This is a genomic window from Streptosporangium sp. NPDC000095, from assembly GCF_042899335.1.
GTDB lineage: Bacteria > Actinomycetota > Actinomycetes > Streptosporangiales > Streptosporangiaceae > Streptosporangium.
Map to the genome: position 1 here is coordinate 201449 of NZ_JBIAZS010000004.1, position 15886 is coordinate 217334.

The window sequence follows — 15886 nt, forward strand, 5'->3', positions numbered from 1 at the left end:
GTCACGCCTCCTTGGCGGTGGTCACGAGCTGTCTGTCGGCGCCGTCGGCGCCGTCGGTGCCCTGCAGGGTGTCGAAGAACTCCTCGCGGACGGCCTCGCCCTCGGTGGGGGCGATCCTGGCCGCCGCGAAGCGCAGCAGGGGCGGCGCCATCATCGAGGTCACGACCGCGACCAGGACGATGACCGTGTAGGACGCCGTGGTGAGCACGCCCAGGCGGAGGCCCACCATCGCGATGATCACTTCGATCACGCCGCGGGAGTTGAGGCCCGCGCCGAGCGCGAGGGCCTCCCAGCGGGTCCTGCGGGCGATGCGCGCTCCGAGGTAGGCGCCGGCGAACTTGGCCGCGATGGCGACGGTGAGCACCACGATCCCGGCCACCAGCACGGCCGGTTTGGCCAGTTCCGTCAGGTCCATCCGCAGGCCCGCCGTCGCGAAGAAGATGGGGGCGAGCACCGCGGCGACGAGTGTCTGCAGGGGCGCCAGCCTGGCGACCTTCAGGTCCGGGGAGGAGCCGACCAGCGCCCCGCAGACGAAGGCGCCGAGGATGGCCTCGAAGCCCATCGCCTGGGTGGTGGCGGCCGAGAGCAGGATCATGATCGTCACCGCGGCGATCGTGGTGACGCTCCCGCCCCTGTCCGCGAGGCGCAGCACCTTGGCGACCACCCGGCGGCCGAACAGGACCGACACGACCACGAGCCCGACGAGCAGCGCGATCGCGGTGAGCGCGGCCTGCCCGGTGCGCGCCCCGGCGGTGGCGAGCGCGGAGACCACCGAGAGCAGGAACCAGCCGACCACGTCGTCGATGACGGCGCTGCTCAGGATGAGCTGGCCGATGTCGCGGTGCAGCAGGCGCATCTCCATCAGCACCTTGGCGATGACGGGGATGGCGCTGACGCAGAGCGCGACGCCGAGGAAGAGGGCGAAGACGGTGTGGTCGACGCCTTCGGCGATCATCTCGGAGGGGGCGAGGAACCCGATCCCGACGCCGAGGACGAGCGGGACGGTCAGCCCCGCCCCGCTGATCCAGGCGGCGGCCTTCCCCTGCCTGCGGATGAAGCCCAGGTCGAGGTGCATGCCCGTCAGGCCCACCAGCAGCAGGACGCCGACCTGGCCGACCGCGTCGATCATGTGGAATCTGGCCGGGTCGGTGGGCAGCAGCCAGGCGGAGAACTCGGGGGCGACGTTGGCGAGCAGCGAGGGCCCGATCAGGATTCCCGCGCTGAGCTCACCGAGCAGGGCGGGCAGGCCCAGCCGGACGGAGAGACGCCCCAGGACGGTGGCCAGCCCCAGGAGCAGCCCGAGCTGCAGCAGGAGGATCATGAGGTTCTCGGCGGGGATGACGGCGACGGGAGCCATGGCGATCGGCGCGGCGATCGGCGCGGGGATCGGCATGGGGATCAGTCACCGTTCTCGACGTAGTACCAGTTCTCCGGGCTGATCATCCCGAAGGGGTTGATCGGCTCGAAGCCGCGGAGGTTGTTGGCGACCTCGAACAGCCGCAGCGAGAAGTTGGGGATGAAGATGACGGGGACCTGCTCGGCGATGTAGTCCTGGTACTCGTAGAGCGCGGCGGGGTCGTCGCTGGTCAGGGTGCGGTCGATGAGCTCGTCGGCCTTCGGGTCGGTGTAGTGGCCGAAGTTGCCGCCGGCGTCGGTCCGGAAGAGGATCTCGCCGCTCGGGTAGTGGTAGACCCAGCCGCCGCCCCAGGTGCTCAGCTCCCACAGGCACGGGCTGTCGGGTCCGACGACGCAGGGGGCGTCCTCGGCGACCAGGACCGAGCCGTAGACCTCCTGCAGCCGCAGCTCGATGCCGGCCTTGACCGCGTCGTCACGGAACTGCTCCATCAGCCGGGTGAGCGCGGGACGGCCCTCGGCGTACCTCAGCGAGAAGCTGAGCTTGGTTCCGCCGGGGATGCCCTCCCCGGCCTGGCCGGGGCCGGTGCCGGGGTTGACGCAGACGGCCGGCGTCGTGCTGGTGTCCCAGCCGTTCGCCTCCAGCAGCTCGCGGGCCCGCTCGGCGTCGAAGGGCAGGATCGGCGCGCCCTGCAGGGTGGGCGAGACCAGGTCGCTCACCGGGTAGCGGGGCACCGGCCCGTCCTGCCGGTAGGCGTAGCCGTGGTAGATGTCGCGGGCCGCCCGGTCCTGGTCGAGCGCGTGCTGCATCGCCTGCCTGATGTAGGTCTGGGCGAGCATCTTCCCCGCGACGGTCGGGTTGTTGTAGTTGAGCGGGATGTAGCGGATGCAGAAGGCCGCCTGCGGGACCAGCGTGTAGTTCTCACCCAGTGGGTTGGGACCGCCCTTGGTGGGGTCGTCGGTCGGCTCGGTGCTGAAGCTCAGCGGGAGGTAGCCGACCTGGATGCCGTCGGGTCCGTCCGGTCCCTCCAGCAGTTTCTGGTACTCCTCCCCGTCGGACATGAAGGGGATCTGCCGGAACTCGTCCAGGTGCGGCTTGTTCGGCCCGGAGTAGTGCTCGTTGGGGACGAAGGTGACGACGCCCTCCATGGTGTAGCTCTTCAGCCGCCACGGGCCGCTGACCACGCTCCACACCGGGCTCGTCGCCCAGTGCACCCGGTCGGAGTTGTCCTCCTCGATGACGCCGCCGTTCTCGCCCATCAGGAAGTCGTAGACCGCGGCAACGTTCTCCAGGCTGTACGAGGCGTCGGAGGGCCCCTCGGCGGTGCGGTCCCATGCCTTGGGCATCGGGGTGATGGTGCTGAGCTGGTTCATCAGCACCCAGCGCTTGGAGTAGACCTTGTCGAAGGTGAAGTAGACCTTGTCCTCGGCGAGCTTGCCGTAGGAGACGAGGTTGTCGGGGAAGCAGCCCGGCACGTACTCGCCGTAGCGCTCGCCCTTGACCGCCATCATGTTCACCCAGAACAGCACGTTGTCCGCGCAGATCGTCTCGCCGTTGGACCATTTCCAGGGCTTGACGGTGACGGTGACGGTAAGACCGTCCTCGCTCCACTGCGGGGGCTCGCCGATGCTGAGGTCGTAGTCGACCTCGGGGGTGCCGTGGGTGCCGAAGAAGTAGAGCGGCCGGTACATCAGGATCTGGAACTCGAGCAGGTTGCGGGTGCCGAAGCGCTCGGGCGGGGTGAAGGGGAAGATGATCGAGGGGGGGAATCCGGGGGCGCAGGCCCAGGTCACCGTGCCGCCCTTGACGGGCCGCTCCACGTTCGGACGGGCGATGGTGTTCAGGGTCATGATCAGCTCTCAGTCCTCTGGTGGGGCAGGGCGAAGGTCTCGGGGTCGATCTCTTCGAGCAGCGACACACCGCTGCTCGCGTGGGCTCCGTAGCGCTCCCACGTCTCGTGGAGCAGGACGCGGCCGTCCGGGAGGAGTTCGGGGGTGCTGCGGCAGTGGCCCGACACGACGGCGCCGGTGTCGAGGACCATGGTGTAGGCGAAGTCGAGGGTGCCGTCGGGGGCGCAAAGCCCGGTGAGGGTCCCCCGGCGGGCGTGGCCGCCGGAGAACTCGCCCCACAGCAGGTCGCCGTCCTGGCGGTACAGGGCGATCGGGTGCTCCTCCCCCGCCGGGACGCCGCCGGTGGTGAAGCGGCGTCCGTTGTAGTCGATCATGAGCGGGCCGCCCGGAGTTCGAGGGTGCAGCACTTGGCGCTGCCCCCGGACTTCAGCAGCTCGGAGAGCTCGACGCCGATGGGCTCGTAGCCGCGCTCGCGCAGCTCGCCCATCAGGTGGGTGGCCGCGGGCGGCAGCAGGACGTGGCGGCCGTCGGAGACGGCGTTCAGCCCGAACACCTCGGCGTCGGCCTCGTTGGCGATGATCGCGTCGGGGTACAGGACGCGCAGCACGCCCTGGCTCTCCCTGGAGAAGGCCCCCGGGTAGTACATGATCTGGTCGCGGTCGAGCACCGCGAGCGCGGTGTCGAGGTGGTAGAAGCGCGGGTCGACCAGTCTCAGCCCCGCCACGGGCATCCCGAAGAACCTCTCCGCCTCGCGGTGCGAGCGGATGTCGGTGCGAAAGCCGGTGCCGGCCAGCAGGTACCGTCCCGCGTGCAGGTAGTCGCCCTCGCCCTCGTTGACGAAGACGGCCTCGCGGGTCTGGTAGCCGCGGGCGCGGAACCACTCCAGGTAGGCGGGGCCTTCGGCGGCCCGCTCCTCGTGACGGAACCTGGCCGACAGCACCTTGCCGTCGATGACCGTCGCGCCGTTGGCGGCGAAGACCATGTCGGGGTTGCCGGGCAGCGGTTCGATGAACTCCACCTGGTGTCCCAGGGCGCGGAAGGCGCGCAGCAGGCCGTCCCACTGGAGCCTCGCCAGCGCGCCGTCGACCGGTTTGCCGGGGTTCATCCAGGGGTTGATGGAGTAGACGACGTCGAAGTGGGTGGGAGGGCACATCAGGTAGCGGCGGGTGCGGGCGACCCTCAGGGTCCGCTGCGGCGCCTCCTCGGCCAGCTGTGTCATGACGCTTCTCCGTCCTGGACGAACGTGACGTTGATCTTGGAGGCGTAGTCGAGCATCGTCTCCCTGGCGTCCTCCAGGGAGGTGCCGGTGGTGCCCAGGAAGCCGAGGATGCTGTTGCCCTCCGGCGGGCGCCGGACGACGTCCCCGGGCTTGGCGGTGATCTTGAGGAAGAAGACCCGCTCGGACTCGGAGACCTCCTCCGGCACGTCGATCGCGGCGATCTTGCCGGCGTCGCACATCAGGCACATCGCGGTGATGTGGACACCGGTCGGCCGGTAGTGGCGCACCCTCGGCGCGGCACCGCGGGCCACGTCCATCACGGCGCGGATCGGGTTGTGCGCGGCGGTGATCCCGGCGATGAGGTCCAGCCCGCCGCCACCGGGCCTGATCGCGATCTCCAGCAGGTACGGCTCGCCCTGGTGGAAGCGCACCTCGGCGTGCAGCACGCTGCGGCGCAGCCCCTGGGAGTGAGCGCCGGCCCTGACCACGCGGTGGACCGCGTTCACCTGCTCGGGGGTGAGGGCGGTCGGCCCGTGGTGCACGTCGTCGTCGAAGGTGCCTCCCTCGACGGTGATGCGGTCCACGATGGAGCCGAGGTAGACCTCGCCGTCCCAGGCCACCGCCTCGATGAGGAACTCGTCGCCGTCGAGGAACGCCTCGACGAGCAGGCCGTGCGGGCCGAGATCGAGGCCGTGCGCCTCCATCTCGAACCACGACATCCCCTCGATGCCCTCCAGCGCCTGCGGGAACAGCTCCGCCATCTCCTCGGCGTCGTCGACCTTGAACACGAAGTTGCTCGCGGCACCCAGGGTGGGCTTGAGGATGACCGGGTAGCCGAAGTCGCCGGCCGCGCCGAGCGCGGCCTCCAGGTCGGTGACGAAGCGGAAGCCGGGGTGCGGAGCGTCGTATTTGCGGTGCGCCTCGCGCATCAGCAGCTTGTTGCGGCTGGTCCTGGCCGCCTCGACGCCCACGCCCGGCAGTCCGAGCGCCTCGGCGACGGCCGCGACCGTGGTCACGGCCGACTCCGAGAAGGTGATGATCCCGTCGAAGCGCTCCTGCTCGTGCCACTCCTTGGCCTCGGTGATGAGGTCGTCGATGTTCTGGGAGCCCACGACGCGGTAGCGGTCCTCCGGCCAGAAGTCCGGGGTGCCGATGCCGTTGAGGACGTAGAGTTCGGCGCCGTAGTCCTGAACCTGCTGGTAGCGGGAGTGGTAGTAGGTGGCGTTCTGACGGGCTTCCATGGCGAGGAGTTTCATCGGGGGCTCCCGGGCAGTCGCGGTAGCGTGAAGGCGTCGATCGTCTCCGCGGAGGTGTCGAGGGTGAGCTCGACACCGGCCGCCTCGGCCTCGGCCGCGACGTCGATGAGGACGGGGGCGGCGCAGGAGAGGAAGGCGCGCACCTCCATCAGGAGGTCGCCGGGCTCGTCGCGCTCGGCGGTCAGCAGCCTCGAGAGCTGGGTGACGATGTTGTCCGCCGCCCGGGTGAGGCTGAACGAGGTGAGGTCGTAGCAGAGCCGGAACCTCTCGACGACCACCGCGGCCCGGCGGCGTCCGGCGTCGGTGACCTTCAGCTCCTCCCCCGGGTCGGTGACGAGGGCGTCGAGGCGGTCGGCGAGCGCGTTCCACGGCTCGCGCAACCTGCGGGAGGTGACCTTGTCGAGCCCCTCCCTGGTGAAGTTGGCCCGCTGGTCCTCGGGGCAGGTCAGGGCGAGATAGAACCGGACGAGGTCGCGCGGCACCTCGGCGACCAGGTCGGCGCCGCGGATGAGGTGGTTGCGGCTGGTGGAGAACTTCTCGTTCTCCAGCTCATAGAACTCGTTGCAGATGTTGGTGTCGGGGGTGATGTAGCGGTCGCCGTGGGCGAGCAGCATGACCAGGTCGACCATGCCCCAGAAGTAGACGTTGTCGAATCCGTGGAAGTAGACGAGGCTGTTGCCGCTCTCGGCGAGCCATGCCTGGTCGACGGGGCCCGCCGGCTCGCCGGCCGCCTTCCAGGTGCTGTAGATCGAGGCGGGCATCGCCTCGACCCACGGGTAGAGGATCTGGCCGGGCGTCTCGGCGAAGGGGGCGTCGATCCCCCAGCCCGGCGAGGGCACCGTGATCGGGATCTCGGGGAGCGGCCTGGCCAGGATCTCGCGGATGAGCTGCTTGCTGTGTCCCCTCCAGGTGCTCTCGCGGGCGGCGTAGTAGGCGGTGAGCTCCTCCCGGTAGTTCTCGATGGGCAGGACCAGGACGGTGACCTCGCGCGAGGTCACCGGGTCGGCGGGGTCGAGGACCGAGCGCGGGTCGCCCAGGTCGTCGAAGTGGTTGGGGTGGCCGCAGCCCTCGCACGACCCGCCGCAGCTCTCGGTCAGGCAGGCCGGGCACTCGCCCTTGACCAGCCCGTCGAACAGGTAGGTTCCCGCGTTCTCCGCGTACGGCATTCGCACGGTCCGCGTCTCGAACCGGCCCTGCTCGTGCAGGGCGGTGACGAAGTCGAGCACGGTACGCCGGTAGACGTCGTCGATGGGCGGCATCGGGGCCAGCGAGATGCCCATCGCCTCGACCGACCGCTGGATGCGGGCGGTGGACGTCGCGCACAGCTCGGCGGGCGTGGTGCCGTGCTTGTGGGCGGTCGAGATCATGTACGACTGGCTGTCGTCGGTGCAGGTGTTGTAGTTGACTCCGCGGCCTTCGGCCCGCAGGTAGCGGGCGTAGACGTCTCCGGCGACGTAGGGACCCGCCATGTGACCGACGTGCAGGTCACCGTTCGGCGTCGGCGTCGCGGCGATGACGATCGTCTCCGTCATCTCTCCTCCTGGTGGCGGTTCTCGAACGTGCGGGTCATGTCGTGGTCCCACCAGATGCCGTACATCTCGAAGCTGGCGGTGCCGTCGTTGACGACCCGGTGGTCGGTGCCGGGCGGGAAGTAGACGACGTCTCCGGCGGAGAAGGGGCTGCTCTCGCCCTCGCTCTCCAGAACGGCCTCGCCGGAGACGGCGATGAAGATCTCGTATTCGTGGTGGGCGTGCCGGGTCGAGGCGGTTCCCGGTTCGATGACGCACCAGGCGCCTTCGAAGGGGGCGTTCAGCGTCTCCCAGGGCAGCAGCCGCTTGGCGAGCAGCCCGTTGTCCTGGCGCAGGTGGGCGGGGTCAAAGGTACGGAGGTCCACGGGGGTTCTCCTCGAAGGTTTCCGAGAGGCTCGGCAGGGGTCAGGAGGCGATCGGGAGGGCGAACGGCGTGAGGAGCTCGGCGGCGGCGTTGTTGCCCTGGATGTCGTAGACGATCTCCTCCGCCCGGTTGGCCAGCGTGCTGAGCAGGGAGTCGGCGATGCCGTGCGTGTCCTCGTTCACGCCCTGCAGGTAGCAGGCGGCGCCCGAGCCGGTGGGCAGGGACAGCTTGTAGAAGCGATCGACACCGATCTCGCCGAGGCCGGCCTTGGTGGCGAGGTCGCGGATCAGCGTGGGCATCCGGCGGTCGAAGCCGGTGCCGAGCAGCAGGACGTCGCAGGTCAGCTCGTCGTGGTCGCCGCTCTTCCTGTCCCGGAGGGTGAGGACGATCTCGTCGCCCTCGATCCTGGCCCGGGAGATCTCGGCCATCGTGATCATCCGGATCCTCTCCTGTCCGGCGAGGCGCTCCAGATAGATCTGCCGGTAGAGGTTTTCGAGCAGGCCTGGCGACAGCCCGGCGTAGTTGGTGCGGTGCATCTCGCCGAGGAGCTGGCGTCGTGCCTCGGGACGCGACCGATGGAACTCGTCGACGAAGGAGGCGTAGAAGAGCTCGTTGGTGAACTTACTGCTCTCGTAGCCGGTGAGGCCGATGGAGCGCATGATCATCGTGCACTGGGCGTTGGGCATGCTCTGGTGAGTGGCCCACAGCATCTCGGCCGCGCTCTGCGCGCCGCCGATGACCGCGACCCGGTGCGGGGCGTCGTGGTCGATCTCGGCGATCACCTGGCTGTACTCGGTGCTGTGGATGATCCGCTCGCGGGGGAGCTCGTCGAACACCTCGGGGATGTGGGCGTCACGGCCCGCGCCGACCACCAGGGTGCGGCAGCCGATGGTCGATCCGTCGGCGAGCCGGACGATCCACCGTTCGACGCCGCCATCCTCGGCCATGACCGGCTCGACCGCCACGCAGCGCCGGCCGTACTCGATGCGCACCTGGGCGAGCGACTCCGCCACCCAGAGCAGGTAGTTCGAGATCTCCGTCCTGTACGGGGTGAAACTGCCCAGATTGACGAATTCACTGAGCCTTCCCACGGAGTGCAGGTGGTTCACGAAGGAGAATCTGCTCTGCGGGTTTCTCAACGTGACCAGGTCCTTGAGAAAGGAAACCTGGCTCTGGGCCCAGGGCAGCAGCATTCCCCGATGCCAGACCACGTTCTCGTGCTGTTCTATGATCAGCGTTCTTGTGGCCAGTTCCGGAGCGAGCTCTTCGAGGGCCACGGCGAGGGCGAGGTTGGACGGCCCTGCGCCGAGAGCGAGTAACTCGACTTCCTGGTGCTTCACGATGGTCGCCTCCCGGACGACTTCTCGGGCTCGGTGCCCGTGACGAATGGTTTTCTGGGTCTCTCCTGGTCGGCTCACTGCCAGCCGGCGCCGCCCGCCGGGGTGCGGGCCGCGGTGGCCGCGAGGCCGGCCCTCATCCCGGGCACGGCCGCGGCGACGAGAAGGGCGGTGAGAGAGTGGGCGCCGAGTGCGGGGGCGATGCGACGGACCGTGGTGCTCATTGTTCTTCTTTCCTTTCGACCGGCGATTCTCGGCGCCCTTTTTCTGTTTCGCGGGCGATCTCCGAATTTCATTTCCGGATATTTCCCGCTTCGTTCTGACACTTCGATTCTTGGGCGATCGCGGTTGGTTGCGGAAGCCCTGGAGCCTGTCAGCGCGCTGCAATGGCAGGACGCTGACAGGCCTCCTCGTCGAAGGACTCAAGACGCCCGAGCGCGAGGTCGAGGTCGGTGCCGCAGGCCACCAGCGACCACCCGGAGAGTTCGGGAACGCCGTGCAGGGCACGCAGGCACAGCCGGGCCGCGGCGCTCTCGGCCTCGTCGAGGGTGGGCCTGCGGATGAAGAGACCGAGATGGATTCCGGCGGGATGCTGCTCGCTGTAGATGTGCTCTATCCCGTCGGCGGGCTCCGCCAGTACCAGAAGGAGATGGCGGAGCTCACGCGCGGGCATCCACCCGCCGTCCGGGGCCAGGTGGCCTTCGATCTGGGGGGCACGCAGGCGCGCGTTGATGAGATACATGAATCGACCGTGGTTCGCGCGTGGCGAATCCACCAGGTGTTTCCCCTGTCAGGTCCATGGCGTGGCAGCATCATGCCAGCGCGCTCCGGCTCCCGCGCCCCGGCGCCGGCGGCCCCGCACGGCGTCCCCGCGGACCCCGCGCACCGCCCCGGCAGGCCCCTCGGAGGACGCCCCGCCACACCCCGCGCCCGAAGGGCGATCCCGGCGGACCGGCACGCCCCGGCGGGGGCGGGGCGATCGCGTAACCCGGTCATCACTGCGCCCGGCTACTTTTCAGGCTGTGATCGTCGTGGGTCCCGCCCACCGGATCGTGTCTCGGTCATGCTCGAACCGTGGAGGAGTCGTGCTCATGCTGCTTGGCATCGGGTCCGCCGAGGAAACCGTCTACCGCACCATTCTGGAGAACCCCTCCTTCGGGGTGACCGAACTGAGTCTGGAGCTGGGATGGCCGGTCCACCGGATCCGCGCCACCCTGGACGAACTGGCCAAGTTGTCACTCCTGCGCCCCTCCTGGGAGGAGCCGGACGTGCTGCGCCTGGTCCGCCCGGAGGTGGGACTCTCCGCGCTGCTGGCCAGGGAGGAGGCCGCGCTGCTGGCCAAGCAGCAGGAGATCGAGCGAAGCCGGACGGCCGTCGCCCAGATGATCGCCGCCTACGGCGACCACCACCCGGCGCGCTCGGACGGCGACTCCGAGGCGCTCGTCGGCATCGACACGATCCGCGGCAGGATCGAGGAGCTGGTCGGCGGGTGCCGGCAGGAACTACTCGGATTCGAACCCAAGAGCGCCCAGACCCCGGAGAACATCCTGGCGAGCCGCCCGCTGGACGAGGCTCTACTCGACCGTGGTGTGGCGATCCGCATCATCTACCCCGACAGTGTCCGCAACGACCAGGCGACCACCGGATACGCGACCTGGCTCACCGGTAACGGCGGCCAGGTCCGCACCACCCCCGGGCTCCCGCTTCGCATGCTCATCTTCGACCGCCGGACGGCCCTGCTGCCGACGGACCCGGCGGACAGCAGCGTCGGCGCGGTTCTGCTGCGCGGGGCGGGCGTGGTCGCCGCCCTGGTCGCCCTGTTCGAGCAGACCTGGGGGACCGCCGGCCCGCTGGGCGAGGAGCGCAGGCGCGACGAGAAGGGCCTCAGCGACCAGGAGCGCGAGGTGCTCCGCCTGCTCTCGACGGGGCTGACCGACGAGGCGGTGGCCCGCAGGCTCGACGTCTCGGTGCGCACCCTGCGGCGCGTCACCGCCGAACTGATGGAACGGCTCGGGGCTCGCAGCCGGTTCCAGGCCGGGTGCCTCGCGGCGGCCAGGGGATGGCTGCCGTCCTGCCCGTGACGGCGCGGGTCGGCCGTACGGCGATCGATCAGGGTTCGTAGGCACGCGAGCGGGGCCACCAGCCCGGCACCGCCGCACGGTATCTCTCGTAGTCGGCGCCGAACGCGCGGCGCAGGGTCGGCTCCTCGTACCAGCGGACGAACGCGACGACCGGCACGGCCACGGCGACGGCGTACAGCAGCAGGCCGGGGCGGCCCAGGAGCAGCGCCTGCCCGCAGATGACCGCGAGGACCGACACGTACATCGGATTGCGGACGTGGGCGTACAGCCCGCCGACGACCAGGTGCTCGGTGGGCGCGATCGGGGCGGGGGTGCCGAGACCTTCCACGACGAACCGGACGAACGCCCTGACCAGCACCGCGGTCCCGGCGAGAACGAGTGCCGCGCCCGCCAGGCGCAGCGGCACCGCACCCCAGAGCGGCGCCGCGCGCAGGAGGTCCCCCTCCTCCCAGCGGGTGATCCACCAGGGCAGGAACCCCGCGACGGTTCCCGGCGCCAAGGCGAAGAAGATCGTGGTCCCGACCGCGGCGGATGTCCTGCGCATGGCGTCACGCTCCCGTGCCGTGGCCGCCGCAGACGTCCCGGCCTCGCCGTACGGCAGCTAATTCACTATGCGTTGAGTTTAAGATCGCACCGAAAGGGACGTCAACGCCCGGTAGGCCCCCACTGCCATCTGGGTGAAATATGCCCGAAAGGGAAGGTTCATGTGAGGTACGGCCTCACGGAGGAAATGCGTTAACCCCGTGCACGTAGGCTGTCCCGGGCCCACAGGGGGCGTACACATGGGGGAAGACAGTGATTCCGTTACCGGCCGGCACCGGTGTGCCGTCGCGAGCGCTCCTGCCCGGAGGGGCCGCGCCGCAGGTCAGGACGTTGCTGGACATCCTCGACCAGACCACGCGACGGCACCCCCACGCGCTCGCCCTGGACGACGGCAAGACCCGTCTCGACTACACCGGGCTGCGGGCCGAGGCGAACCGGATGGCCCTGGAGCTGCGGGCGGCCGGGATCGGGCGCGGGGACCGGGTCGGGGTGCGGATCCCCTCGGGCACCGTCGGCCTGTACGTCGCGATCGTCGCCGTGCTCACCGCCGGGGCCGCCTATGTGCCGGTGGACGCCGACGACCCCGACGAGCGGGCCGACCTGGTCTTCGGCGAGGCGAATGTCCGCGCCGTCATCGGCGACGGCGGGAAGATCTCCCCCTACGGCGACCCGTACGAGCACCTGGGCGCCCCCTCCTCCGGTGACGGCGCGGCGCACCCGGCCGGCCGCGACAGGCACCCCGGTGAACCCTCCGACGAGCAGGGTGCCGGATGTGAGATTCACCACCCTCACGGCCCCGAACACCTCACGCCCGAGCCCCGGCGCACCGGCGGCTCCGAACTCGACTACGCGGCCGAGTTGCACGGCGGGGGTCCGTACAGCAGGCGCGGTGCGGACGCGACGGACGGGAGAGCGGGCAAGGAGCGAAAGCGGGTCGGCGAGCGCCCCGGCCCCGAGGACGACGCGTGGATCATCTTCACCTCCGGCTCCACCGGCAGGCCCAAGGGGGTGGCGGTGACCCACCGCAGCGCCGCGGCGTTCGTGGACGCCGAGGCGCGGCTGTTCCTCGCGAAAGAGCCGATCGGCCCCGGTGACCGGGTGCTGGCGGGGCTGTCGGTGGCGTTCGACGCCTCCTGCGAGGAGATGTGGCTCGCCTGGCGTCACGGCGGCTGCCTGGTGGCGGCGCCGCGCGCGCTGGTGCGCACCGGCATGGACCTGGGGCCGTGGCTGCTGGACATGGGCATCACGGTGGTGTCGACCGTACCGACGCTGGCGGCGCTCTGGCCCGTCGAGACGCTCGACGACGTACGACTGCTGATCTTCGGCGGCGAGGCGTGTCCCCCGGAGCTGGCCGAGCGGCTGGCCGTGCCGGGCCGCGAGGTGTGGAACACCTACGGCCCGACCGAGGCGACGGTGGTGGCGTGCGCGGCGCCGCTCACCGGCGAGGGCCCGGTGCGGATCGGGTTGCCGCTGACGGGCTGGGACCTCGCCGTCGTCGGCAAGGACGGCGAGCCGGTGGCGATGGGAGAGACCGGCGAGCTGGTCATCGGCGGGGTCGGGCTCGCCAGATACCTGGATCCGGTCAAGGACGCGGAGAAGTACGCGCCGCTCACCTCGCTCGGCTGGGAGCGCGCCTATCGCAGCGGCGACCTGGTGAGGGCGGAGCCGGAAGGGCTCGTCTTCGTCGGGCGGGCCGACGAGCAGATCAAGCTCGGCGGGCGCAGGATCGAGCTGGGCGAGGTGGACGCGGCGCTGCAGGCGCTGCCCGGGGTCGCCGGGGCGGCCTCGGCGGTCCGCACGACCGGCGGCGGACACCAGTTGCTCGTCGGCTACGTCGTGCCCGGTGAGGAGTTCGACCAGCAAGACGCCAGAGACCGCCTCCGCCACTCCCTGCCCGCCGCGCTCGTCCCCAGGATCGCCCTCGTGGACGAGCTCCCGACCCGCACCTCCGGGAAGATCGACAGGGACGCGCTGCCCTGGCCGCTGCCCGGCAGACCGGGAACGCCGGAGACACCGGACGCCGGGGTGCCGGACGTCGACCCGTGGGTGACCGAGTGCTGGACGGACATCCTGGGCGGCGTCGAGGGCGACTTCTTCGCCGAGGGCGGCACCAGCCTCGCGGCTGCGCGGCTGGTCTCGACGCTGCGGACCCGCTACCCGGCGGTCACCGTCGGCGACGTCTACGACCACCCAACGCTGGCCGGGCTCGGCAGGCACCTGTCGGCGCTCGACGCGCCGGAGATCGTGACCACCGACCGGATCGTCACGCCGATGCCGCGCCGCGCCGCGATCGCGCAGGCGGCGCTCACCGTGCCGCTGCTCAGCGTCGGCGCGCTGCGCTGGGTGGTGGCGCTCGCCGCGCTGAACAACCTGGCCGGATCTCCCTGGGCTCCCGCCGTCTCGTGGTGGTGGGTGCTCGCCGGCGCGCTGCTGTTCGTCAGCCCCGCCGGGCGGATCGCGCTCGCCGCGGGCGGCGCCAGGCTGCTGCTACGAGGTCTTGAGCCCGGCACGTACCCCAGGGGCGGCGGCACGCACCTGCGGCTGTGGTTCGCCGATCGGCTCTCCGAGCGGCTCGGCGTGGGCGAGGTCTCCACCGCCCCGTGGCTCACCCACTACGCGCGGGCGCTCGGCGCCCAGGTCGGCGACGACGTGGACCTGCACTCGATGCCGCCGATCACCGGAATGCTCAAACTGGGCAGGTACGCGGCCGTCGAACCCGAGGTCGACCTGAACGGCTACTGGATCGACGGCGACCAGGTGCGCGTCGGCGAGATCAAGATCGGCGCCTCCGCCACGGTCGGCGCCCGCACCACCCTGTTCCCCGGCACGAAGATCGGCAAGAACGCCCAGGTGGCGCCCGGTTCGGCGGTGGCGGGCTCGGTGCCCTCCGGGGAGCGCTGGGCGGGCGTGCCCGCGAGCCGGACGGGCAAGGCCCGTCCCGCGGCCGTCGACCGCCCCCCGCGCTCATGGCCCTGGGCGACGGCGTACGGGCTGTCCGCGCTGGTCCTGAGCCTCTTCCCGGTGATCGCCGCGCTGCCGGGCCTCGCCGTCCTGCTGCGCGACGGCGCACCCTCCCTCGCCTCCGTCCTGTACGGGGTGCCGCTCGCCACCCTCGCCTCGGCGGCCACCCTCGCCCTGCTCACCGTGGCGTCGGTGCGGCTGCTCTCGCTCGGCCTGCACGCCGGGCAGCACCCGGTGCACAGCCGCCAGGCCTGGCAGGCGTGGGCGACGGGCCTGCTCATGTCGATGGCGCGGGTCTGGCTGTTCCCGCTGTACGCGAGCATGGTCACCCCCGCCTGGCTACGTGCCCTGGGCATGAAGGTCGGCCGTGACGTGGAGCTGTCGACCGTGCTGGCGCTGCCGTCGATGACCTCGGTCGGCGACGGCGCCTTCCTCGCCGACGACACGATGGTCGCGCCGTACGAGCTGGAGGGCGGGCGGCTGCGAGTCGGCCACGTGCGGATCGGCAAGCGCGCGTTCCTCGGCAACTCGGGGATGACCGCGCCGGGGCGCAAGGTGCCCAAGGACGGGCTGGTCGCGGTGCTGTCCGCGGCGCCGAAGAAGGCCAAGGCTGGCTCGTCGTACCTGGGGATGCCCCCGGTGGAGCTGCGCAGGTCCGCCGAGGAGAGCGATCGGAGCCGCACCTACGACCCACCGCCGAGGCTGAGGTTCGCCCGCGCCGCGGTCGAGGTGTGCCGCGTGGTGCCGCTGATGTGCACGGTCGCCGTGGCCGTGCTCGTCGCGGCGACCGTGGAGTGGCTGGCCGGGGCGTACGGCTTCGCGGTGGCGGCGGCCCTGTCGGGCGTGGCGGTGCTGGGCGGCGGGGTGCTCGCCGCGGCGACGGCGACCGTGGCCAAGTGGGTCCTGGTGGGCAGGATCGCGGTGGGCGACCGGCCGCTGTGGAGCTCGTTCGTGTGGCGCAACGAGCTGGCCGACACCTTCGTGGAGGTGCTCGCCGCGCCCTGGTTCGCCCAGCACTGGCTGGGGACGGCGCCGCTGAACCTGTGGCTGCGCTCCCTGGGGGCGCGGGTGGGCAGGGGCGTGTGGTGCGAGACCTACTGGCTGCCGGAGGTCGACCTGGTCAGCCTGGGTGACGGGGTGTCGGTGAACCGGGGATGCGTGTTGCAGACACACCTGTTCCACGACCGCGTGATGAGCATCGATACTGTCGTCATGCGGGACGGATCCACACTCGGCCCCCACGGGGTGGTCCTGCCCGCGGCGACGATCGGGGAGAACACCACGGTCGGACCGGCGTCCCTGGTGATGCGCGGCGAGTCCGTGCCCGCCGGGACCCGCTGGTTCGGCAACCCGATCGCGGCCTGGGCCCGGCGAGGATAGCGCGCGAACAGA

Annotated in this window: 13 protein-coding genes; 2 read left to right on the forward strand and 11 right to left on the reverse strand. The window is 70.8% G+C overall.

The features are described 5' to 3' along the window. Position 1 precedes the first annotated feature (1 nt). The 10 genes from ACFY3V_RS11740 to ACFY3V_RS11785 all read right to left on the reverse strand — a co-directional run bounded on the left by ACFY3V_RS11740 (position 2) and on the right by ACFY3V_RS11785 (position 9651). Entirely contained in the window at positions 2-1393 is a 1392-nt protein-coding gene (locus ACFY3V_RS11740; RefSeq protein WP_362897102.1) for a cation:proton antiporter, read from the reverse strand. Positions 1394-1398: 5 nt separating this feature from the next. Further along, positions 1399-3204 carry an ABC transporter substrate-binding protein gene (locus tag ACFY3V_RS11745; protein ID WP_350943823.1) on the reverse strand — a complete coding sequence of 602 codons (1806 nt, stop codon included), beginning with the start codon at positions 3202-3204 and terminating at the stop codon, positions 1399-1401. A gap of 2 nt (positions 3205-3206) precedes the next feature. Continuing rightward, positions 3207-3578, reverse strand: a complete 372-nt coding sequence (locus tag ACFY3V_RS11750) for a hypothetical protein (protein WP_350943825.1) — start codon at positions 3576-3578, stop codon at positions 3207-3209. Further along, positions 3575-4423, reverse strand: coding sequence for a dimethylargininase (ddaH, locus tag ACFY3V_RS11755; protein ID WP_350943826.1), 849 nt, complete (start codon positions 4421-4423; stop codon positions 3575-3577). The genes ACFY3V_RS11750 and ddaH overlap by 4 nt, the downstream gene beginning before the upstream one ends. Next, a complete protein-coding gene (locus tag ACFY3V_RS11760; protein ID WP_350943828.1) occupies positions 4420-5664 on the reverse strand; it encodes an ATP-grasp domain-containing protein in 1245 nt (414 codons plus the stop codon). Before ACFY3V_RS11760 ends, ddaH begins: the two co-directional genes overlap by 4 nt. Before the next feature lie 11 nt (positions 5665-5675). After that, the gene (locus tag ACFY3V_RS11765) at positions 5676-7211 is read right to left on the reverse strand and encodes a class I tRNA ligase family protein (protein ID WP_362897104.1); all 1536 of its coding nucleotides are present in this window, start codon (positions 7209-7211) and stop codon (positions 5676-5678) included. Then, a complete protein-coding gene (locus ACFY3V_RS11770) occupies positions 7208-7573 on the reverse strand; it encodes a cupin domain-containing protein (RefSeq protein ID WP_350943832.1) in 366 nt (121 codons plus the stop codon). Before ACFY3V_RS11770 ends, ACFY3V_RS11765 begins: the two co-directional genes overlap by 4 nt. A 40-nt stretch (positions 7574-7613) precedes the next feature. Beyond that, positions 7614-8912, reverse strand: a complete 1299-nt coding sequence (locus tag ACFY3V_RS11775; RefSeq protein ID WP_362897105.1) for a SidA/IucD/PvdA family monooxygenase — start codon at positions 8910-8912, stop codon at positions 7614-7616. A gap of 74 nt (positions 8913-8986) precedes the next feature. After that, entirely contained in the window at positions 8987-9133 is a 147-nt protein-coding gene (locus ACFY3V_RS11780) for a hypothetical protein (protein ID WP_362897106.1), read from the reverse strand. 149 nt (positions 9134-9282) lie between these two features. Further along, the gene (locus ACFY3V_RS11785; protein WP_350943838.1) at positions 9283-9651 is read right to left on the reverse strand and encodes a hypothetical protein; all 369 of its coding nucleotides are present in this window, start codon (positions 9649-9651) and stop codon (positions 9283-9285) included. Between the two features lie 349 nt (positions 9652-10000). On the opposite strand from ACFY3V_RS11785, the gene ACFY3V_RS11790 reads away from it, so the two are divergent. Further along, positions 10001-10990, forward strand: a complete 990-nt coding sequence (locus ACFY3V_RS11790; RefSeq protein WP_389772501.1) for a LuxR C-terminal-related transcriptional regulator — start codon at positions 10001-10003, stop codon at positions 10988-10990. 28 nt (positions 10991-11018) lie between these two features. Here ACFY3V_RS11790 and ACFY3V_RS11795 read toward each other — a convergent pair whose 3' ends face one another. Continuing rightward, positions 11019-11534 (reverse strand): methyltransferase family protein, encoded by a 516-nt coding sequence (locus ACFY3V_RS11795; protein WP_389772504.1) that lies wholly within the window; start codon positions 11532-11534, stop codon positions 11019-11021. A gap of 251 nt (positions 11535-11785) precedes the next feature. Between ACFY3V_RS11795 and ACFY3V_RS11800 the strand changes: the two genes are divergently transcribed. Beyond that, positions 11786-15874, forward strand: a complete 4089-nt coding sequence (locus tag ACFY3V_RS11800) for a Pls/PosA family non-ribosomal peptide synthetase (RefSeq protein WP_389772507.1) — start codon at positions 11786-11788, stop codon at positions 15872-15874. The last annotated feature ends 12 nt before the right edge of the window (positions 15875-15886 follow it).

What these genes read in the sequence shown, in the direction of transcription:
- ACFY3V_RS11740 (WP_362897102.1), bottom strand. Translation starts at nt 1,393, where the DNA reads ATGCCGATCCCCGCGCCGATCGCCGCGCCGATCGCCATGGCTCCCGTC.
- ACFY3V_RS11745 (WP_350943823.1), bottom strand. Translation starts at nt 3,204, where the DNA reads ATGACCCTGAACACCATCGCCCGTCCGAACGTGGAGCGGCCCGTCAAG.
- ACFY3V_RS11750 (WP_350943825.1), bottom strand. Translation starts at nt 3,578, where the DNA reads ATGATCGACTACAACGGACGCCGCTTCACCACCGGCGGCGTCCCGGCG.
- ddaH (WP_350943826.1), bottom strand. Translation starts at nt 4,423, where the DNA reads ATGACACAGCTGGCCGAGGAGGCGCCGCAGCGGACCCTGAGGGTCGCC.
- ACFY3V_RS11760 (WP_350943828.1), bottom strand. Translation starts at nt 5,664, where the DNA reads ATGGAAGCCCGTCAGAACGCCACCTACTACCACTCCCGCTACCAGCAG.
- ACFY3V_RS11765 (WP_362897104.1), bottom strand. Translation starts at nt 7,211, where the DNA reads ATGACGGAGACGATCGTCATCGCCGCGACGCCGACGCCGAACGGTGAC.
- ACFY3V_RS11780 (WP_362897106.1), bottom strand. Translation starts at nt 9,133, where the DNA reads ATGAGCACCACGGTCCGTCGCATCGCCCCCGCACTCGGCGCCCACTCT.
- ACFY3V_RS11785 (WP_350943838.1), bottom strand. Translation starts at nt 9,651, where the DNA reads ATGTATCTCATCAACGCGCGCCTGCGTGCCCCCCAGATCGAAGGCCAC.
- ACFY3V_RS11790 (WP_389772501.1), top strand. Translation starts at nt 10,001, where the DNA reads ATGCTGCTTGGCATCGGGTCCGCCGAGGAAACCGTCTACCGCACCATT.
- ACFY3V_RS11795 (WP_389772504.1), bottom strand. Translation starts at nt 11,534, where the DNA reads ATGCGCAGGACATCCGCCGCGGTCGGGACCACGATCTTCTTCGCCTTG.